Origin of the sequence: Streptomyces sp. NPDC059256 (assembly GCF_042753785.1) — a bacterium.
Classification (GTDB): domain Bacteria; phylum Actinomycetota; class Actinomycetes; order Streptomycetales; family Streptomycetaceae; genus Streptomyces.
Window position 1 is genome coordinate 243,057 of the sequence record NZ_JBHYZO010000003.1, and the last position, 19,938, is coordinate 262,994.

Below are 19,938 nucleotides of genomic sequence, written 5' to 3' on the forward strand. Positions count from 1 at the left end.
GGGCGCACCGGCAGGCTCCGGCCGCAGGCAGGGAGATCCGTCCGCCCCTGGCTGTTTCCTGTCGCCGCTGCCGAAGTCCCCCACTCGGGTTCGCCCCCCGGAGTCCGATGTGGGCGAAGCACAACAACCACAACAACGCAGTGGAGGCACGTCTCCTCCTCGGACGGAGCTGAATTCTCCCCAGGGAACGACGGGTGTGAAGCTGCTGTGGCGCCGACAACCATTCGGCATCGCCAAGCGTCGTACGGAAGTACGGCATCCATAGCTAGGGGGAGTCATGGCGCTCGGCGACTGGGAGACGGACACGGGGCGATCCGCTCGAATACGCAGGACCTCCACGGGGTTCAGGGCCGTGCGGAGGCTGGTGGCGCAACTCCTCGCCCTGGTCATGGTTCTGCTTGGGTTCAGCGCCTTCAGTGCTGGCGGGCAGCGGGCCCAGGCCGCCCCGATGAGTTCCCCCGCCGCCCTCACGGCGCTCGCGCCACCAGGCGGGGCGGTGGCCCGGGCCTCCGGGTGCTCCGGGCGTCCGGCGAAGACGGTGCGCTTCTCCACCGGAGAACTGCGCGTCTACCGGAGCCACCGCTACGCCTGTGCCATCACGATCGCCAAGCGCCCGGGGGTTCGGCGGGCCATGTCCGTGTCGCTCCAGCCGCGGGGCGGACGGGCGGTGGTGGACGAGGGCCGCTACACCCGCAAGGCGGGCCCGGTGACCGTCCATGCGCTGAACCGCTGTGTTCGGGCGACCGGCAGGATCGCCGGGGTCGAACGTTCCACCGGGTGGATCCTCTGCTGACCCGCTGACCCGCTGACCCGCTGACCCGCTGACCCGCTGACCCGCTGACCCGCTGACCCGTTGGCGTCGAGCGGCGGGTCTCGGGCCTCAAGGGCTCGGAGCCCGTTCAACTCATCTACCCCGTACGCCCCATGGACCGCGGCCGGTGCACAGGGATTCGCATGGCGCCCTTCGAAGGTCTGCCGCCGCATGGGCCGCCCACCGTTCGGTGCCCGTTGCCTCACTCTGATCGCACTGATGACGTTCCCTCACCTTTGCCGGTAACTTCCCTGCCACCGGAGGGCATAACGGTTGATTCTCCTGTTCAGGGCCCCTGACGTCGGAAATTGGGTCTGGCGGGTCGGGTGTGACCAGCGCTAGGTTTCGCGGCGACCCACAGAACAATCAGGGGAGGGTTAATGCGCAAGGCGCGCAAGGCGCTGACAGGTCTGGTGTCGCTCGGGATGCTCGTGGGCACCGTGGGCGCGGCGGAGGCGACTTCAGGGGCGGCGAAAGCCGCGGAGTCTTCGTCCACCAGGACTGTGAGCACCGACATCAAGGATCGGATTCTTGCCATACCCGGCATGAGTCTGATCGAGGAGAAGCCCTACCCGGGCTACCGGTTCTTCGTTCTGAACTACACCCAGCCCGTGGACCACCGCAATCCGCGCAAGGGCACCTTCCAGCAGCGGCTCACGCTGCTGCACAAGGACACCACCCGTCCCACGGTGTTCTTCACTTCCGGCTACGGGCTGAGCACGGCTCCGCGCCGCAGTGAGCCCACCGCGATCATCGACGGCAACCAGGTCTCCCTGGAGTACAGGTACTTCACGCCGTCCCGCCCCAACCCGGCTGACTGGTCGAAGCTGGACATCTGGCAGGCCGCCAGCGACCAGCACCGGATCTTCTCCGCGCTGAAGAAGATCTACGACAAGAAGTGGCTCTCCACGGGCGGTTCGAAGGGCGGCATGACCGCCACGTACTTCGAGCGCTTCTACCCGCGCGACATGGACGGCGTCGTCGCCTACGTGGCGCCGAACGACGTGGTGAACAACGAGGACAAGGCGTACGACCGCTTCCTCGCGAACGTCGGCACCAAGGAGTGCCGCGACAAGCTGAACGCGGTCCAGAGCGAAGCCCTCGTCCGCCGCGCACCGCTCGCCGCGAAGTACGCGCAGTACGCGAAGGACAACGGCTACACCTTCAACACGATCGGCTCCCTCGACCGTGCCTTCGAGGCCGTCGTCCTCGACTACACCTGGGCGTTCTGGCAGTACAGCCTGGTCGCCGACTGCGGCTCGATCCCGGTCGCGAAGACGGCGACCGACGACGAGTTGTGGAACACCGTCGACTCGATCTCCGGGTTCTCCTTCTACACGGACCAGGGCCTCGCCCCGTACACGCCGTACTACTACCAGGCGGGTACGGAACTGGGCTCGCCGGACATCAAGCAGCCCCACCTCAAGGGGCTGAGTCGCTACGGCTACCAGCCGCCGCGCAACTTCGTGCCGAAGGACATCCCGATGCGGTTCAAGCCGCACGCGATGAAGGATGTCGACCGGTGGGTGCGCAACAACGCCGACCAGATGATGTTCGTCAACGGTCAGAACGACCCGTGGAGCGCGGAGCCGTTCCGCCTCGGCCGGGGCAGCAGCGACAGCTATGTGTACGTCGCTCCCGGTGCCAACCACGGTGCCAACGTGGCCCGGCTCGCCCCCGAGGACAAGGCCGCGGCCACCGCGTCCATCCTGAAGTGGGCGGGCGTCGCACCGGCTGCCGTCCAGCGCGACGAGTCGCAGGCGAAGCCGCTGGCGCGGTTCGACGCCAAGCTCGACAAGGTGGACATCCAGCGGGAGCCCACCTTGCGCCCGTGAGGTCTAGTAGGTCCCCGGGCCGTGTCCGTCGCTGTCATGTGCGGCGGGCGCGGCCCGTCTTGTGCCCGCCGCGCACAGGACGGGCCGGCACGGTCGGGTCAGATGTGGTGGGCGCAGCCCACCGGTTTGCCGACGCGCAACTGAACATAGAGGTCCGTCGTGTCCGGGCACTGTGAGCGGTGCAGTACGGCCGACTCGATCCGGTACCCGGGTGGGTGCCGACCGGCGCCGTTGCAGGCGGTCTCCTTCACCTGACCGCCGCCCGCCCGGTAGACGCAGTCGCCGACGACGGTGTGCGGGCCGCCTCCGCCTCCCGGGTCGCCCGGGTGCGGCGGTTCCAGGTTGCGCATGCAGGCGTAGCCCTGGCCCACGTCTCCGTCGCCGTCCTCGTCGACGGGGGAGTAGCCGTGTGAGATGTGGAGGACGTAGTCGGTGACCAGCGGGCAGGCCGGGCCGGTCGACTGTCGTCCGCCGTGCCGTGCGATCACCCGTGCCGCGGCCTTCTCGCTGGTACAGGGGACCTCAAGGAAATGCTTGTCGCGTGAGCCGCAGTCGCCGGGGCCCAGGAACACCGTGCCGTAGTCGGGCGCGGTGGTGACGTTCCCTGACTGCCCCTTGACGCGGCTGGTGCCCTCGGCGGGTTGCTGGCAACCGACGATGAGCGCCACCGGTAGGAGTACCAGGGCGCTCATCGTGGACCTGCGTCGGCTCGACCGCAGCCGCTGTGCCATTCGGACCCCCGAACCTTCGACCGTACGGTCGTCGGATCAAGGGTGGCCCGGTCGGGCTTTCGATGCCAGCCGCACCGATCGCCATGGGGCCCGCTGGGGGTTGTGCGTCTAGAGTGCGGGCCCCATCCGTCTACGTCAGTCGTCGTAAGACAGTCCATAACCGACGGGGTAGAGCGCCTGCGCCGGGTTGTCCGCACGCGGGATCGCCGCGGGCAGTCGTCCACCGGGCTCGCCACGACCGGCGAGCACGCGGGCGAGAGTTGGCAGCTCCGCGTCCGCACTGCCGTACGTGGCGAGCGACGCTTTCACACCGCTGAAGTGGGCGATGTCGTACGGGTTGCCGACGGCCACCGTGACCACGGGGACGCCGGTGGCGACGAGCCGCTCGACCAGGACCTTCTGCCGGTTGGTGGCCCCCACGTTCTGGGTGAGCACCACGACGACGTCCTGACCCTGCGCCCCGGCGACCGCCCGGGCGATGTTCGCGTCGTCCCACGTCTCACGGGCCGCGTGGTCGATGGTGACGGTGGTCGGGGCGAAGCCCTGACCCTTCAACTGCTCGGCCAGCACCGGCACACTGCGACGATCCGCGTTGTAGGGGAACGCCGGGCTCTGGCCGGTGACCAGCACCTTGCGCTGCTTGCGCCGGGACAGCGGCAGGAAGTCGCGCTGGTTCACCAACAGGGTCACCGTGCGCTCGGCGATCCGGTCGGCGGTCGCGAGGTGCTTGGAGATGCCGACCGTGCGGTCCACCCCGCGGTGGGTGACGTAGGGGTTGCCGTCGAGCAGCCCCACCTTGTCCTTCATGCGGAGAATGCGCAGGATCGATTCGTCCAGCCGTGCTTCGGTCAGCTCGCCACCGCGCACCGCATTGAGGACGGCGTTCCACGCCAGGTCCAGGTTGGGGACGAAGAGGAGCTGGTCCACACCCGCCTTGAGGGCGAGCACGGGGACGCGGTCGTCGCCGTACTTGGTCCGTACGCCCGTCATGTTGAGGGCGTCGGTGACGATGACCCCGTCGTAGCCGAGTTCTCCACGGAGCACACCGGTGATGATGGGGTGCGAGAGCGTCGCCGGGTCGTTGCTCGGGTCGAGCGCGGGGACCTGGAGGTGCGCGGTCATGATCGATGACACGCCGGCGTCGATGGCCGCCCGGAACGGCGGGGCGTCGATGCGCTCCCATTCCTCCCGGGTGTGGGTGATGATCGGCAGCGAGGTGTGGCTGTCCATCCCCGTGTCGCCGTGGCCCGGGAAGTGCTTCGCGGACGTGGCGATGCCCTTGCGCTCGTAACCGCGTACCTGAGCGGCGGTCAGCCGGCTCACATGACGGGCGTCGGAGCCGAAGGACCGGATGTTGATGATCGGGTTCGCCGGGTTGACGTTGACGTCGGCGACCGGAGCGAAGTTCTGGTGGATTCCCATGGCGGCCAGCTCGACACCGGCGATCTCAGCTGCTGTGCGGGCATCAGAGACCGAACCGTTGGCGCCGAGTGCCATGGGACCGGGGAGCTGGGTGGCCGGCGGGCCGACCCGGGTGTTCGGCCCGTGCTCCTGGTCGATCGAGATGACGACCGGGAGCGTGCCGTTGTCCTTGGCGACCTTCTGGATCGCGTTGGAGAGGTCGACGAGCTGGTGCGGATCGGTGATGTTCCGTGCCCAGCCGAAGTAGATGACTCCGCCGAGGTGGTACTTCTGGATCATCTCGGCGACATTGCTGACGCCGATCTCCCGGAGGTTCTGGTCGATGTCGCGTTGGGACGGGGCAGTGGCGGATGTCCCGTAGAAGTACGGGACGAACAGCTGGCCGACCTTCTGCTCCAGGCTCAGCCCGGCGATGATCTGCTTGAGGCGTTTGGTCTGCGAGTGACGGGCTGCTTCGGCGGCTGCCGCCGGCACGGTCGTGCCTGTCACTGCTGCGACGGTCGCCGCACCGACGGCGGCCGACGCGATGAGCGTGCGTCTGGAGAGGCTTCGGTCCTGCATAGGTGCTCCTTCCGGCCTTGCTTACAAGCGAGTTGAAGGAAACTTCCAGGGGGAAATGGTCAGGCGGAAGATAACTGTCAGGACGAGCGTTCGGCAAGGGAATGGACCCGAGGGGTGTCGGAGGTCCCTGTTGCGTGGATTCGTCTTGGGGGATCAGGGCGGTTTGCCCCCCGGCCCGACACCCGTGTGCCCTCACAGGCGCCCGAGCGCTGCGGCGGAATCGAGGCGGAACTGAGGCGCGCCGAGCCGATCGATCAGAGTGATGCCCAAGGTCGGGGCCTCTCGCAGCCGCGCACGGCGGCATGGAGGAGTCCGCCACCGGTGCCGTCGGGAGGGGACGCACCGGTGGCGGCGGGCCCGACCGGTCGCAGTGCGGCGGGAGAGGGGTAAGCCGGTGATGCGCTCGTACCAAAACGAAAGCGGACCGGCACCGAACTGCGAACCCACCCGGCAGGGCTGGCTGGATAGACGGCAAAGTCCGCGCGGGGGTTGCCTGCTGGATGAGACTCGTTCCGCGCACCGGATGGTGCGCCCGGCCGCCGGGGCCACGAGAGGGGTTCGATCGCGCCCGTTCGCCGAGTCCGCGCCGGAATCGCACAGCAGGCCGCCTGGGCAACGCGGCCCCGCACCTGGCCCCCGCACCTGCCCCCGGAGCGGATCCCCTCACGCATCCCCTCACGCGTCCAAGCGGTGTCCGGTGTCACTCCAGTCGAGCGCAGCGGTCCCGCAGCATCTCCACCGTCGTGGTGATCGCCGGTCGTCGGGCCGCACCCGTCCGCCACAGTGCGTACAGCCGCCGCCTGGGCAGCGGGTCGAGTCGTACCGCCACCACGCCGGGCGGTAGAGCTCCCCGCCCCAGCCGCGGAATCACGGCCACGCCCAACCCAGCCGCCACCAGGGCGAGTTGGGTGTGGTTCTCCTCCGCCTGGTGCACCAGATCGGGTTCATGGCCCGAGGCGCGCAGCGTACGCACCAGCCAGTCGTGGCAGACCGTCCCCGGCGGCTGGCAGATCCAGCGCTCGCCCACCAGGTCCGACTGTCCCGCCTTTCCCTTCGCAGCCAGTGGATGCCCCTCGGGCACCAGCAGATCGCACAGGTCCTCGCCGAGGTAGACCTGCTCCACTCCCTCGGGAGCGGGCCGGGGCGCGATGTCCCAGTCGTGGGCCACGGCCAGATCCGTCATGCCCTTGGCGACCAGATCGATCGACAGATGCGGATCCACCTCGGTCAACCGCACATCCAGGGCGGGATGGCGGTGCGTCAGTCCGGCGAGGACTTCCGGCAGGAGCCCCCGGGCCGCCGATGCGAAGGCGGCGATCGTCAACCGACCGGTCGGAGTCCCACGCCGTTCCTCCAAGGTGGTCTCGGCGCGTTCCACGATCGCCAGTAGCTCCTGCGCTGCCCCGGCGAGGTGGCGTGCCTCGTCCGTGAGGACGATGCCACGCCCCCGGCGCTCCAGCAGGATCGTGCGCGTCTCCCGCTCCAACTTGGTGATCTGCTGCGACACCGCCGAAGGCGTGTACCCGAGTGCGGTCGCGGCAGCCGCGACCGAACCGTGCACCGCGATGGCGTGCAGCGCCCGCAACCGTCCCAGATCGAGCACGGCGCCTCCCTCTCGACTGCCCGACTGCCCGACTGCCCGGCAACACTTCATGCGGAATTCGTAAGCAATGCTCAATTTCACCATGAAGAAATGCGTGCTGGTGCTACATGGTTCGAGTCCCTGATGCTCGCTTCATGCGCCCAGCACACATCTGCCTGGCCGTCGCGATCACTGCGACCTGGGGAGTCAACTTCGTCGTCATCGACATCGGCCTCGACCACTTTCCGCCCCTGCTCTTCTCCGCCCTGCGGTTCGCGGTCGCCGCCGTGCCCGCTGTCTTCCTCGTCGGCCGTCCCACGGTCGCCTGGCGGTGGATCATCGGCGTGGGCCTCGCGCTGGGCGTGGGGAAGTTCGGTCTGCTGTTCCTCGGCATGGACCAGGGGATGCCCGCGGGCCTGTCCTCGCTGGTGCTCCAGGCCCAAGCGGTCTTCACCGCCGTCTTCGCCGCCACCCTCCTGGCGGAGCACCTCGGCAGGGGGCGGATCATCGGCATGGCCATAGCGTTCGGCGGGATCGCCGTCGCCGCCGTCGACGAGGGAGCCTCGGGATCGGTCGCTGCCTTCGCGCTGGTCATCGCCGCCGCTGCGTGCTGGGGCGTGTCCAACGTACTCACCCGCAAGGCGTCCCCACCGCACGCCCTCAACTTCATGGTCTGGGTCAGCGTCGTCCCCGTACTGCCCCTGTTCGCCCTCTCGCTCCTCTTCGAGGGGCCACAGGCGCAGACGGAGGCCCTGCGTTCCCTGGACTGGACCGGCGCGGGAGCGGTGCTGTTCATCGCCTGGGTGTCGACGGTGCTCGGATTCGGAGCCTGGAACTGGCTGCTCCGCCATCACCCCGCCTCGGCCGTGGCCCCGTTCTCCCTGCTGGTCCCCGTCTTCGGCATGTCGTCCGCGGCGCTGTTGCTCGATGAGTCCATCAGCCCGTTGGGCTGGTGCGCCGCCGTACTCCTGGTGACAGGAGTGGCACTCACTTCGCTGTCGGGAAGGTCGGCTGGGCGGGCAGGGAGGACAACAGGCCCTCCAGGTGCTCCCGTCCCGCGACGAGCAGCCCCGGAAGGTTCGCTGCCTGGGGGTGCCAGCGCTTCTCGTACTCCCAGCTCAACCACGTCTGGGGGGTGAGCGTCGCCAGGCACTCGGCGAGCGGGACCACACCCTCGCCCAGGGCGATCGGCGTGAGGTCTTCACGCGAGGCAACATCCTTGACCTGTACGTATCCAAGGAACGGGGCGAGCGCGCCATGGGTGGTGATCGGGTCCTCGCCGGCCAGCCACGGATGCAGCACATCCCAGAGGGCGCCCGCGTGGAGATGGCCGACCGGCCCGAGGACCCGGGACAGGTCCTCGCCCGTGGGGTGCGAGTCATGGGTTTCCAGGAGCAGCTTCACCCCGGCGCCGGCCGCGGTCTCCGCAGCGGCACCGAGCAGCCTGGCTGCCGTTGCATCCGCAATGGAGGAGTCCTGGTCGCCGCCTCCGGGGAAGACCCGGGCGTAGGGTGCGCCGAGGTCCCGGGCCAGCCACAACAGCTCGCCGATCTCCCTCAGTGCCACCGCCTCATCGGCCTCGGCCGCCAGATCGGTGTAGCCGCAGACGGCGAGGATCTGCACTTTGGCCCGCTCGAACTCCTTCACCACGGCAGCCCGCTCGGGCATCTCGATCCCCGGGTGCACCGGCTCGTCGGGCGCCACCCTCAGCTCCACGCCCTGATAGCCGGTGTCGGCAGCGAGGACCGCCACGTCGGCCGTGGGCATGCCCGGCACACCGAGCGTGGAGAACGCGAACTTCACGGACTGTTCCTTTCGTCGGGGCCCGAACCTGCCCTGTGGACTGCCTGCCGGGCCGACGGAACGCCCCGCCGATCCGGTGGGACGGCGGCCGGGACCATTCAGCGTGGACGGCCCGGCGGTGTGCGACGTCCCGTAGTGCGGGTACCCCGCATCCCGCCCGACATCCGCCGCGACCTGCGAGGGTCCCCCGGATGAGTCCGGGCACGGCGGATGCCCGGCAGCCGGACGTTCACCCTCGCGGCCGTGCCGTGGATCCGCGCACCATCAGTTCCGCTTCGACCGTCGCTATCCCGCCCGGGGGAGGAGCCTCTTTCCCCATCGCCAGCCGCCCCGCCCGCGCGCCCGCCTCGAACAACGGAAGTCGTACGGTCGTGAGCGCCGGCACCGCGTCCACCGCGAAGGGCAGGTCGTCGAAGCCCGCCACCGAGACGTCCTCGGGGACACGGAGCCCCCGGTCCCGCAGGGCCGCGCAGACCCCGAGCGCCACCGTGTCGTTGGCGGCCACGACAGCCGTCAACTCCGGATCCCTCCGAAGGAGCTCACGGGCCGCGTCGAAGCCCGAGCTGCGGCCGTAGGTGCTGTGCACGGTGAGTCGTTGCTGATCGCCCGCCACACCCGCAGCCGCCATCGCCTCCCGGTGTCCCTCCAGCCGGTCCCTGGTGGTCGTACGGCCCGGTGGCCCGGCCACATAGCCGATCCTGCGGTGCCCGAGCGCCAGGAGGTGGTCGGTCAGTCGGCGGGCTCCGCCCCGGTTGTCGAAGGCGAGTACGGCCGGGTCGGGATGCTCCCCCGCGCCCGGGTCACCACTGATCGGGGGACGGCCGCAGAGCACCACCCGTGTCCCCGCCCGGCTGAGCTTGCCCAGCTTGGCCGCCATCGCAGCCGTGTGCTGGGGATCCTCCAGCGCGCCACCGGTCAGCACCACCGCTGCGGCACGCTGCCGCTGCAACAGGGTGAGATAGGTGAGCTCCCGCTCGGCGGCGCCACCCGTGTTGCACACGACGGCCAGCTTCTCGCCGCCCCCGCGCCCGACGCTCCCCAACCCGCCGATCTCGCTCTGCACGGCCCCGGCCATGATCCCGAAGAAGGGGTCGGCGATGTCGTTCACCAGGATGCCGACGAGGTCGGACGAGGCCGCGGCCAGGGAGCTGGCCGGGCCGTTGAGCACATAGTCCAGATCGTCCACCGCGCGCAGTACCCGCTCCCGGGTCGAGGCCGCGACCGGGTAGTTGCCGTTGAGGACGCGGGAGACGGTGGCCGGGGAGACCCGGGCCCGCGCCGCGACATCCGCCAGGGTGACTGTCATCGCTTCCCTCCGCGGGAGATCCGCCCCGGGCGCTTGTCCGGGCCGCTGTCGGCAGGCTAGCGTCATATCCGATAGAAAGCGCTTGCTACGACGGGTTGCGGTGAACACGCTCCAGGAGGGTTTCAGCGCCACCTCGCCGTCGCCCCGGGACCCCGGGACCCCGGGACCCCGCAGACACACCGGCGATCCGTCAGGCGGTTCCGTCAGGCGCAGCGCAGGGATATAGGGGAGAAGTCGAACGAGCGCACCGCCGCCCGCCACGGCACCCGGCCATGGGCGGCACCGACTAGCCGCCGGAGGCTGGCACGTGACACGCAGGACCGTACGGATCGCCATGAACGGCGTCACCGGCCGGATGGGATACCGCCAGCACCTGGTGCGCTCCCTCCTCGCCATCCGCGAACAGGGCGGACTCGACCTCGGCGGCGGTGAGACCCTCTGGCCCGAACCGGTCCTGGTGGGGCGCCGCGAGGACGCACTCCGCGCCATCGCCCAACGCCATGGCCTCACCGAATGGAGCACCGACCTCGACGCGGTGCTCGATGCCACCGGAGAGCGACGCGTGGACGTCTACTTCGACGCCCAGGTGACCTCCGCCCGCCCCGCGGCCCTCAAACGGGCCATCGCCACCGGCAAGCACCTCTACGTGGAGAAGCCGACCGCCGGGGACCTCGCCGGAGCCATCGAACTCGCCCGGCTCGCGGACACCGCGGGCGTACGGCACGGCGTCGTCCAGGACAAACTCTTCCTCCCGGGGCTGCGCAAGCTCAAACGGCTGGTCGACGGCGGATTCTTCGGCGAGATCCTGTCCATCCGCGGCGAATTCGGCTACTGGGTCTTCGAAGGCGACTGGCAGCAGGCCCAACGGCCGTCCTGGAACTACCGCGCCGAAGACGGCGGCGGGATCACCCTCGACATGTTCCCCCACTGGGACTACCTGCTGCACGAACTCTTCGGCCGGGTGACCAGCGTCTTCGCCCACACGGCCACCCATGTCCCACAGCGCTGGGACGAGCGCGGCGAGCCTTACCGGGCGAGCGCAGACGACGCGGCGTACGGCATCTTCCAACTCGAAGGGGGCGCGGTCGCCCAGATCAACTCCTCCTGGGCGGTGCGGGTGATGCGCGACGAACTGGTGGAGTTCCAGGTGGACGGAGTCCACGGCTCGGCCGTCGCGGGTCTGCGCCGCTGTCGGGCCCAGCATCGCTCGGCCACCCCCAGACCTGTCTGGAACCCCGATCTGCCCGCCACCGAGTCCTTCCGCGACCAGTGGCAGGAGATCCCCGACAACGAGGAGTACGACAACGCGTTCAAAGCCCAGTGGGAACTGTTCCTCCGCCATGTGGTGCTCGGCGAGCCCTACCACTGGGACCTGCTGGCCGGCGCCCGAGGCGTACAACTCGCGGAACTCGCCGGCAGATCGGCCGCCGAAGGGCGCCGGTTGGACGTTCCGGAGGTGACGCTGTGAGCCTGCTCCTGCCGGACGCCGACGGCGGGCTGCGCCCCTACCGCCCCCGCCTCCACCCCATGGAGTTCCCAGCCCCCGACCGGCCCGGGCCCCGTTCCCGTACGGTCTTCGCCGCGGCCCACACCGTCGCCGACCCCCGCGCGGCCAACGGCCCCGGCTCGCCCGCCGTCGTCGACTGGGACGCGACGCTCGCCTTCCGTCGCCATCTGTGGTCGTACGGACTGGGCGTGGCGGAGGCCATGGACACGGCACAGCGCGGGGCGGGTCTCGACTGGCCGGCCGCTGCGGAGCTGATCAGGCGCTCCGCGGCCGAGGCCGCCGCGGTCGGCGGACAGATCGTCTGCGGGGTCGGAACCGACCAACTCCCTCCGGGGCCGGCGACCCTCGACGCCGTGTACGCCGCCTACGTCGAACAACTCGCCACCGTCGAGGAGTGCGGGGCCCGCGCGGTCCTCCTGGCGTCCCGGGCGCTCGCGGCGTCGGCCCGTGGCCCCGAGGACTACGCCGCCCTCTACGGCGAGTTGCTGCGCCAGGCCCGTGAGCCGGTGGTCCTGCACTGGCTCGGCCCGATGTTCGACCCGGCGCTGCGCGGCTACTGGGGGAGCGATGACCCCGAGGCAGCTGCCGCAGCCCTGGTGGAGATCGTCGCCGCACGGCCCACCGCGGTCGACGGGGTCAAGGTGTCGCTGCTCGATCCTGCCCTGGAGATCGCTCTCCGCCGTCGACTACCGACCGGCGTGCGGTGCTACACCGGGGACGACTTCCACTATCCGGAACTGATCGCGGGGGACGAGAAGGGCTTCAGCGATGCCCTGCTGGGCGTCCTCGACCCCTTGGCGCCACTGGCCGCCGATGCCCTACGCCGGCTGGACGCGGGCGACCCGGCCGGATTCCGCACGGCCCTCGAACCCGCACTGCCGCTCTCCCGGCACCTGTTCGAACCACCGACCCACCACTACAAGACGGGTGTGGTGCTGCTGGCCTGGCTCGCCGGTCACCAGCGCCACTTCAGCATGATCGGAGGCATGCAGTCCGCCCGCTCGCTGCCCCATCTGGCCAGGACGTACGAACTCGCCGACGCACTCGGCCTCTTCCCCGACCCGCAGTCCGCCGAGGCCCGGATGCGTGCACTCCTCGATGTGCACGGGGTCGAAGGGTGAACGCCCCGAGCGCGAGGGGGCTCGACCGGTTCAGCATCAACCAGATGACCGTGAGACAGCTGTCCCTGCCCGAGTTGGCAGCCGTATGCGGACGCTTGGGAGTGCGGGGGGTCGGCCTCTGGCGGGAACCGGTCCGCTCGTACGGGGTCCGGGCCGCGGCCGAGTTGATGAGGTCCGCCGGTCTGACCGTCACCAGCCTCTGCCGGGGAGGCTTCTTCACCGCGGCCGACCGTCGGGGGCGCGACCGTGCCCTCGATGACAACAGGGCCGCGGTCGACGAGGCGGCGGCCCTCGGCACGGAGACCCTGGTGCTGGTCAGCGGCGGACTACCGGAGGGCAGCCGCGACCTCGCCGGAGCCCGTGAACAGGTCGCCGATGCGCTGGGTGCGCTCGCTCCCTACGCGGCGGAACGGGGCGTCAGGCTGGCCATCGAACCGTTGCACCCGATGTACGCGGCGGACCGCTGCGTCATCTCCACCCTGCACCAGGCGCTGGACCTCGCCGGCCGGTTTCCGCCCTCCTGGGTGGGAGTGGTGGTGGACACGTACCACGTCTGGTGGGACGAGTCGGCACCACGGGCGGTGGCCGATGCCGGGGAGCAGGGGCGCATCCACTCCTTCCAACTGGCCGACTGGATCACACCCCTCCCCGCAGGCGTCCTCACGGGGCGCGGCCAACTCGGCGACGGCTCCATCGAGTTGCGGCGCTGGCGGGAGCGGATCGAGGAGGCCGGGTACCGCGGGCCGGTGGAGGTGGAGCTGTTCAACGAGGCGCTCTGGGCGCGGGACGGTGCCGAAGTGGTCGCCGAGACGCTCCACCGCTTCCAGGAACACGTGTGGTGATGCGTCCGCCGAGGAGGTGGTTACCGACGGGCCGGGAAAAATTGTTCTCCCACCGTGCAACCCTTCGGCGCCCATGAGTGTCGTACGTGGTGTCAGGGCTTCCGGGGGGGAATCTGGGGGGATTCTGGAAGTCTTGACGGAGGGGAAAGGGAGGGGCCCGGCCCATGGTCGGGTCCTCCTCGATTTCCGCCCCCCTTCTCCTCCCTTCCCTCGTCTTCCCTTCTCGGGTCTGCCCTCTCCCGCCGGGTCGTTCCTCCGCGGGTCGTTCCTCCGCTGGGTTCGGGTTTCCGCTGTTTCGGGCTTCCGCGCCGGGCACCGCAGCCGCAGCCGTACGGGGCTGCCTCGACCAGGCGGTCGGGTAGGGCAGGGTCGGAATGTTCGGGGTTATCCACAGGCGGGGCGGCTTGTCGGACCGAGACGGTAGCGTCGAGCCATGTCCCAAACGACAGTGCCTCAGCTGGCGGTCGTCGAAGGTGTCCTGGAGCGCGTCACCTACGCCAATGAGGAGAACGGCTACACGGTGGCGCGCGTCGACACCGGTCGCGGCGCAAGTGACCTCCTGACCGTCGTCGGCTCGCTGCTCGGCGCTCAACCCGGTGAATCACTGCGCATGGAGGGCCGCTGGGGCTCGCATCCGCAGTACGGCAAGCAATTCTCCGTTGAGAACTACACGACGATCCTGCCTGCCACCATCCAGGGCATCCGCCGCTATCTCGGCTCCGGGCTGATCAAGGGCATCGGCCCCAAGATCGCCGAGCGGATCGTGGACCACTTCGGAGTGGACACCCTCGATGTCATCGAGCAGGAGCCGAAGCGACTCATCGAGGTTCCGGGACTTGGCCCCAAGCGCACCAAGTTGATCGGTGTGGCCTGGGAGGAGCAGAAGGCGATCAAGGAGGTGATGGTCTTCCTCCAGGGAGTCGGTGTCTCCACCTCCATCGCCGTCCGCATCTACAAGAAGTACGAAGACGCCTCCATCTCCGTGGTGAAGAACCAGCCCTACCGGCTGGCGGCCGATGTGTGGGGCATCGGCTTCCTCACCGCGGACAAGATCGCACAGGCGGTGGGCATACCCCACGACAGCCCGGAGCGGGTCAAGGCCGGCCTTCAGTACGCCCTGTCCCAATCCACCGACCAGGGGCACTGCTTCCTGCCCGAGGACCGATTGATCTCCGACGCAGTCAAACTGCTCCAGGTGGACATCGGGCTGGTGATCGAATGCCTCGCGGAGCTGGCCGCCGACGAGGAAGGAGTCGTCAGGGAACTGGTGCCTGCGCCGGATGGAGGAGACCCGCTGACCGCGGTCTTTCTGGTGCCGTTCCACCGGGCGGAAATCTCGCTCTCGGCCCAACTCCAACGGCTGCTCGGCGCGGCGGACGACAGACTGCCCGCCTTCCAGGACGTCGATTGGGACAAGGCGCTTGGCTGGCTGGCGGAGCGGACCGGTGTGGAACTCGCCCCCGAGCAGCAGGCCGCCGTTCAGCTCGCGCTCACCAGCCGAGTGGCGGTTCTGACCGGTGGTCCCGGCTGCGGCAAGTCCTTCACCGTACGGTCGGTGGTGGAGCTCGCCCGTGCCAAGAAGGCGAAGGTGGTGCTGGCCGCGCCCACGGGCCGGGCGGCCAAGCGGCTTTCCGAGCTCACCGGTGCCGAGGCGTCCACCGTGCATCGACTGCTGGAGTTGAAGCCGGGCGGGGATGCCGCATATGACCGGGACCGTCCCCTGGACGCGGATCTGGTGGTGGTGGACGAGGCTTCGATGCTCGATCTGCTCCTGGCCAACAAGCTGGTTAAAGCGGTCGCTCCCGGTGCGCATCTGCTGCTGGTGGGGGATGTGGACCAGCTGCCGAGCGTGGGCGCGGGAGAGGTCCTGCGTGACCTCCTCGCCGATGGCGGGCCCATTCCCAGTGTGCGACTCACCCAGATCTTCCGGCAGGCCCAGCAATCAGGTGTGGTCACCAATGCCCATCGCATCAATTCGGGTCTACCGCCCCTCACTTCCGGCTTGACGGACTTCTTCCTGTTCGTCGAAGAGGAGACCGAGGACGCCGGCAGGCTCACTGTCGATGTTGCCGCGCGAAGAATTCCAGCCAAATTCGGCCTGGATCCTCGGCGAGATGTTCAGGTTCTTGCCCCTATGCACCGCGGTCCAGCGGGTGCCGGCACGCTCAACGGCCTTCTACAGCAGGCAATTACGCCCGCCCGCCCGGATGTGGCCGAGAAGCGCTTCGGCGGGAGAATTTTTCGGGTCGGCGACAAGGTCACGCAGATTCGCAACAATTATGAGAAGGGAAAGAACGGCGTCTTTAATGGAACGGTGGGCGTCGTCACCTCCCTTCACCTGGACGATCAGCGGCTCACGGTGCTGACAGATGAGGACGAGGAGGTTCCGTATGAGTTCGACGAGCTCGATGAGCTGGCCCATGCGTATGCGGTCACCATTCATCGTTCGCAGGGCAGCGAATATCCGGCCGTGGTGATCCCGGTCACCACCGGGGCGTGGATGATGCTCCAGCGCAACCTCCTCTACACGGCTGTCACCCGGGCCAAGAAGCTCGTTGTCCTCGTCGGCTCCCGCAAAGCGCTCGGACAGGCGGTCCGGACAGTTTCCGCAGGCAGACGGTTCACCGCGCTGGACCACCGGTTGAGCCGCGGTTGAGCGGGGCACACTCGCCCGCTCGGGGGAAGCGCTTTGGTACCGGGGTGGGAAATGCCACCTCGACTTCCGGTTTCCGGTCTGACGGGGCAGGATGGGCAGGCTTGGCGGCACTCAGTGCCGCCAAAGGGTCAATCGGTCGACCCCGAGTGCACTCTGCTGAGCCAAGTGGGGGATGGTAGAGACAGTCAGGGCACCTCGAAGAAGAGGCACTACGTCGGTGAGGGATGACGTGAGCGACAACTCTGTAGTACTGCGGTACGGCGACGGCGAGTACACCTACCCGGTGGCTGAGAGCACCGTCGGTGACAAGGGCTTCGACATCGGCAAGCTCCGAGCCCAAACCGGTCTGGTGACCCTGGACAGCGGCTATGGCAACACGGCCGCCTATAAATCCTCGATCACCTACCTCGACGGCGAAGAGGGAATCCTCCGCTATCGCGGATACCCCATCGAGCAGCTGGCGGAGCGCTCCAGCTTCCTCGAAGTGGCGTACCTGCTGATCAACGGTGAGCTTCCCACCGTCGACGAGCTGGCCGAGTTCCGTGGCGAGATCACCCAGCACACTCTGCTCCACGAAGACGTCAAGCGGTTCTTCGACGGCTTCCCACGAGACGCCCACCCCATGGCCATGCTCTCCTCGGTGGTCAGCGCGCTGTCGACGTTCTACCAGGACAGCCACAACCCGTTCGACGAGAAGCAGCGCCACCTGTCCACGATCCGGCTGCTCGCCAAGCTGCCCACGATCGCGGCGTACGCGTACAAGAAGTCGATCGGCCACCCCTTCGTCTACCCGCGCAACGACCTCGGGTACGTCGAGAACTTCCTGCGGATGACCTTCTCGGTCCCCGCACAGGAGTACGACCTCGACCCCGTCGTGGTCGCGGCCCTCGACAAGCTGCTGATCCTGCACGCGGACCACGAGCAGAACTGTTCGACGTCCACGGTCCGCCTGGTCGGCTCCTCCCAGGCGAACATGTTCGCCTCGATCTCCGCCGGCATCTCGGCGCTCTGGGGCCCGCTGCACGGTGGCGCCAACCAGTCCGTGCTGGAGATGCTGGAGGGCATCAAGACGTCCGGCGGCAACGTCGACTCCTTCATCAACAAGGTGAAGAACAAGGAGGACGGCGTCCGTCTGATGGGCTTCGGCCACCGGGTCTACAAGAACTTCGACCCGCGTGCCCAGATCATCAAGGCCGCCGCCCACGACGTCCTCTCCGCGCTCGGCAAGTCCGACGAGCTGCTCGACATCGCGCTCAAGCTCGAAGAGCACGCGCTCTCCGACAGCTACTTCGTGGAGCGCAAGCTCTACCCGAACGTCGACTTCTACACCGGTCTGATCTACCGGGCCATGGGCTTCCCGACCGAGATGTTCACCGTGCTGTTCGCGATCGGGCGGCTGCCCGGATGGATCGCGCAGTGGCACGAGATGATCAAGGAGCCGGGTTCGCGGATCGGCCGTCCGCGGCAGATCTACACGGGTGTCGTCGAGCGCGACTTCGTGCCCGTCGAGGCCCGCTGAGCCCGACCCGACCTAGGGCCGCCGACGCCCTGGATTGGCGTCGAGCTCACCCGAGTCCTTCGGGGCTCGACCAACGGGGTCGCCGCGGGCTGAGGCTCTGCGGTCCCCAGTTCCGTACGGCTGCCCTGTGGACGGGCGTCCCGGCAGCCGTACGGTCCAGCGTCCCCGCTGCCGGAGTGCCCACGGGCACTCCGGCAGCGGTGTTTTCGGCGTACCTCGCCTGTGGAGCAGCCACCGCGAGTTGTGCTGGCTGCTCCACAGGCTCTGTGGGTTGTGCACAGCGCGTTCCCCGCGCAGCCGGGGCGCGATGGGCGCTCGGCACTGCGTGCCGCTGTGACGGCCGGCCGGCCGGCCGGCCGTCTGGCGAGCCGAGGTCGAACCGGGCCCTGGCACACACTGTCTCTCTCGTGCGGACGCCTTCTCCGCCCCCTTTTTGAAGCCCTTGAAGCCCTTGAAGCCCTCGTGCCCCGTGCGGCCTCGATGTGCTCCCTCGGTGGCTTCTGGCGGCGGTGTTGCGGCCCTTGGAGCGGGCACCTCGTATGGACCGGGTGGACTGCGCCCCCGTTGGGCACCCAGGCAGACGCTCCCCGACGCATTCCCCAGGGTGGTGCCACACCTTGTCGACCGGGACGGCGGACGGCACCGGGAACACCCGTAGAGGGCCGTTGCACCCGTCCGCTGGGGCCATGTCCACCACGGGGTGGTGGCGCGCAGGGAATGAGGACTGTGCCGCTTCGGCCGTCCCTGAGGGCCTTGCGGGTTGGGGCCCGGTAACGATCACTGTGTGTCGTCGCATCGCGATACCCTGGCGGCTGATTCTGGCTGGTCCGGCAGCCCGTGCGCCCTGCTCCGGCGAACGTCCAACCCCCTCCGTACGGACCGCGATGGCCAGGCTCGGGAGCCTTGGGGCACCGGTGTCGAAGTGCCCGACTTCAGTTCGTGCGTACCGAGGGCGTCGGCGTGTGGCGGCGTGTGGCGGGCGTGTGCCGGTGGTCCCCGCAGCTCGGTCGTCAGAGTGGAGGCGTGCCGATGTGCCCCGAGTGGTGGGTGGCACCGGCGCCACCCACGGGCCGGCCGCCGAGGGACACCAGATGGTGCTTGACGCGCCTGAGACCGCAAGACTGAGCCCGAATGGGCCCTTCCAGGCCCTGAGCGGCCCTGTGGGGCTCTTGTGGCCCCCAGTTGGGCTCCTGGCGTTCCACGCTCGGGCGACGCCGTAGAAGACGAAAGCGCCCCGCTGCCGATCCCCCCACGGGTCGACGAGCGGGGCGCTTCCCATATCCCCGGAGCGGATTCCCCCCACGGGATCCGGCCGGGTGTCTCTGCTGCTTGGGGGACCTCCGAGACGGATTCCCCCCACGGGATCCGATCGGGTGTCCCTGCCGCAGCAGAAGCTCCACACGCGGTCTGCCGGGGTACGTACGCACGGGAGGGCCGCTCAAAGCTCCCCGGGCACGTGCCCCGGCCAACGCTTGCCTGGAATGTCCCCCAAGACATCCCACGAACGTCCCCCAAGACGTTCCTGGCATCGCCCATTTAGACTCATGCGGAGCCTCAATGGTTACCCCTCAATATCTGTGATCTAGGTCTCTTTGTGAAGGTCTTGTGCCTCACATGAGCTCAGTTGAACGACCGTAGACGCAGGGCGTTCGTGACCACAAAAACGGATGAAGCGGCCATGGCAAACCCAACGATCATGGGTGTGAACTGGCCGGATGCCGCAAGAGGTAGTGCGGCTACGTTATCGCCAAAGGCCCGAAAAAGATTCCCTTTGGTGGTCCTGAGTGTCCGACGCGCGAGACGGATCGCGTCCGCGGCCACCCGTAGATCTCCCCGGATGAGAGTGAGATCACTCGCCCTGGCCGCGCCATCGGCGCCCGTTTTTGGCCTCGGAGCCGGATCCGAGGTGGCGAGCACACCCGTGTCGCAGGTGTTGCCCTCGACGATTGCCCCGCCACATCGTGGCCCGGACTCGTCCTGCGACCTCTGCTCTTGTCCTCGGCGGCGCCGGAGCATGCGCCTCGTCGATGTCGGGCACGGCCGTCTCGGCACTCGGTCGTGGCGAGGAAGGTGGCCGGTCGGTACTGATGGGTACTGATCGGTACTGGGCGGCACTGGTCGGGGCGGGTCGGGTGGAAACAAGACGGTTTCCGTGCGCGACCCCGCCGCGGTGGTGTCACGGGCTCTGGCTTCTCGGAGCGGAGACTTCAGGGCGCCCAGCGAGTTGTCATCACAGGGCGCC

12 protein-coding genes and 2 pseudogenes are annotated in these 19,938 nt (G+C 68.8%); 8 read left to right on the top strand and 6 right to left on the bottom strand.

Annotated features, from left to right (window positions below; translation table 11 throughout):
• The first annotated feature begins 277 nt into the window (after positions 1–277).
• Together ACFXJL_RS09140 and ACFXJL_RS09145 are read left to right on the top strand one after the other, a co-directional pair.
• Complete coding sequence (locus ACFXJL_RS09140) at positions 278–793, top strand: hypothetical protein (RefSeq protein ID WP_384690651.1); 516 nt, start codon at positions 278–280, stop codon at positions 791–793.
• A gap of 398 nt (positions 794–1,191) precedes the next feature.
• Positions 1,192–2,646 carry a S28 family serine protease gene (locus ACFXJL_RS09145; RefSeq protein ID WP_384690654.1) on the top strand — a complete coding sequence of 485 codons (1,455 nt, stop codon included), beginning with the start codon at positions 1,192–1,194 and terminating at the stop codon, positions 2,644–2,646.
• Between the two features lie 98 nt (positions 2,647–2,744).
• On the opposite strand, the gene ACFXJL_RS09150 is transcribed toward ACFXJL_RS09145, so the two are convergent.
• The 3 genes from ACFXJL_RS09150 to ACFXJL_RS09160 all read right to left on the bottom strand — a co-directional run bounded on the left by ACFXJL_RS09150 (position 2,745) and on the right by ACFXJL_RS09160 (position 6,963).
• Positions 2,745–3,377: a hypothetical protein gene (locus tag ACFXJL_RS09150; protein ID WP_384690657.1), complete on the bottom strand. Its 633-nt coding sequence runs from the start codon at positions 3,375–3,377 to the stop codon at positions 2,745–2,747.
• 135 nt (positions 3,378–3,512) lie between these two features.
• Positions 3,513–5,360, bottom strand: a complete 1,848-nt coding sequence (locus ACFXJL_RS09155) for a glycoside hydrolase family 3 protein (RefSeq protein WP_358877512.1) — start codon at positions 5,358–5,360, stop codon at positions 3,513–3,515.
• A 700-nt stretch (positions 5,361–6,060) separates the two neighbouring features.
• Positions 6,061–6,963 (bottom strand): LysR substrate-binding domain-containing protein, encoded by a 903-nt coding sequence (locus ACFXJL_RS09160; RefSeq protein WP_384690661.1) that lies wholly within the window; start codon positions 6,961–6,963, stop codon positions 6,061–6,063.
• A gap of 134 nt (positions 6,964–7,097) precedes the next feature.
• Here ACFXJL_RS09160 and ACFXJL_RS09165 point away from each other — a divergent pair.
• Positions 7,098–8,039: pseudogene (locus tag ACFXJL_RS09165) on the top strand (EamA family transporter); the annotation flags it as partial.
• On the opposite strand, the gene ACFXJL_RS09170 reads toward ACFXJL_RS09165, so the two are convergent.
• The gene (locus tag ACFXJL_RS09170; RefSeq protein WP_384690664.1) at positions 7,930–8,745 is read right to left on the bottom strand and encodes a sugar phosphate isomerase/epimerase family protein; all 816 of its coding nucleotides are present in this window, start codon (positions 8,743–8,745) and stop codon (positions 7,930–7,932) included. The pseudogene ACFXJL_RS09165 and the gene ACFXJL_RS09170 sit on opposite strands and share 110 nt — an antisense overlap.
• 229 nt (positions 8,746–8,974) lie before the next feature.
• Positions 8,975–10,051, bottom strand: coding sequence for a LacI family DNA-binding transcriptional regulator (locus ACFXJL_RS09175; RefSeq protein WP_384632162.1), 1,077 nt, complete (start codon positions 10,049–10,051; stop codon positions 8,975–8,977).
• 307 nt (positions 10,052–10,358) lie between these two features.
• On the opposite strand from ACFXJL_RS09175, the gene ACFXJL_RS09180 reads away from it, so the two are divergent.
• The 5 genes from ACFXJL_RS09180 (at position 10,359) to ACFXJL_RS09200 (ending at position 17,696) form a co-directional block, all read left to right on the top strand.
• A complete protein-coding gene (locus ACFXJL_RS09180; protein ID WP_384690667.1) occupies positions 10,359–11,519 on the top strand; it encodes a Gfo/Idh/MocA family protein in 1,161 nt (386 codons plus the stop codon).
• Positions 11,516–12,679, top strand: coding sequence for a dihydrodipicolinate synthase family protein (locus ACFXJL_RS09185; protein WP_384690670.1), 1,164 nt, complete (start codon positions 11,516–11,518; stop codon positions 12,677–12,679). The genes ACFXJL_RS09180 and ACFXJL_RS09185 overlap by 4 nt, the downstream gene beginning before the upstream one ends.
• A 44-nt stretch (positions 12,680–12,723) precedes the next feature.
• On the top strand, positions 12,724–13,521 hold the full coding sequence (locus ACFXJL_RS09190) for a sugar phosphate isomerase/epimerase family protein (protein WP_384690673.1): 798 nt from the start codon (positions 12,724–12,726) through the stop codon (positions 13,519–13,521).
• Positions 13,522–13,954: 433 nt separating this feature from the next.
• Complete coding sequence (locus tag ACFXJL_RS09195) at positions 13,955–16,177, top strand: ATP-dependent RecD-like DNA helicase (RefSeq protein WP_384690676.1); 2,223 nt, start codon at positions 13,955–13,957, stop codon at positions 16,175–16,177.
• 229 nt (positions 16,178–16,406) lie between these two features.
• The gene (locus ACFXJL_RS09200; protein WP_329019206.1) at positions 16,407–17,696 is read left to right on the top strand and encodes a citrate synthase; all 1,290 of its coding nucleotides are present in this window, start codon (positions 16,407–16,409) and stop codon (positions 17,694–17,696) included.
• 1,620 nt (positions 17,697–19,316) lie between these two features.
• On the opposite strand, the pseudogene ACFXJL_RS09205 reads toward ACFXJL_RS09200, so the two are convergent.
• Positions 19,317–19,616: pseudogene (locus ACFXJL_RS09205) on the bottom strand (heavy metal translocating P-type ATPase); the annotation flags it as partial.
• Positions 19,617–19,938: the final 322 nt, after the last annotated feature.

Bases quoted from the DNA above. Each gene is read 5' to 3' on its own strand.
- ACFXJL_RS09140 (WP_384690651.1), top strand. From the start codon at position 278: ATGGCGCTCGGCGACTGGGAGACGGACACGGGGCGATCCGCTCGAATA.
- ACFXJL_RS09145 (WP_384690654.1), top strand. From the start codon at position 1,192: ATGCGCAAGGCGCGCAAGGCGCTGACAGGTCTGGTGTCGCTCGGGATG.
- ACFXJL_RS09150 (WP_384690657.1), bottom strand. From the start codon at position 3,377: ATGGCACAGCGGCTGCGGTCGAGCCGACGCAGGTCCACGATGAGCGCC.
- ACFXJL_RS09155 (WP_358877512.1), bottom strand. From the start codon at position 5,360: ATGCAGGACCGAAGCCTCTCCAGACGCACGCTCATCGCGTCGGCCGCC.
- ACFXJL_RS09175 (WP_384632162.1), bottom strand. From the start codon at position 10,051: ATGACAGTCACCCTGGCGGATGTCGCGGCGCGGGCCCGGGTCTCCCCG.
- ACFXJL_RS09190 (WP_384690673.1), top strand. From the start codon at position 12,724: ATGACCGTGAGACAGCTGTCCCTGCCCGAGTTGGCAGCCGTATGCGGA.
- ACFXJL_RS09195 (WP_384690676.1), top strand. From the start codon at position 13,955: ATGTCCCAAACGACAGTGCCTCAGCTGGCGGTCGTCGAAGGTGTCCTG.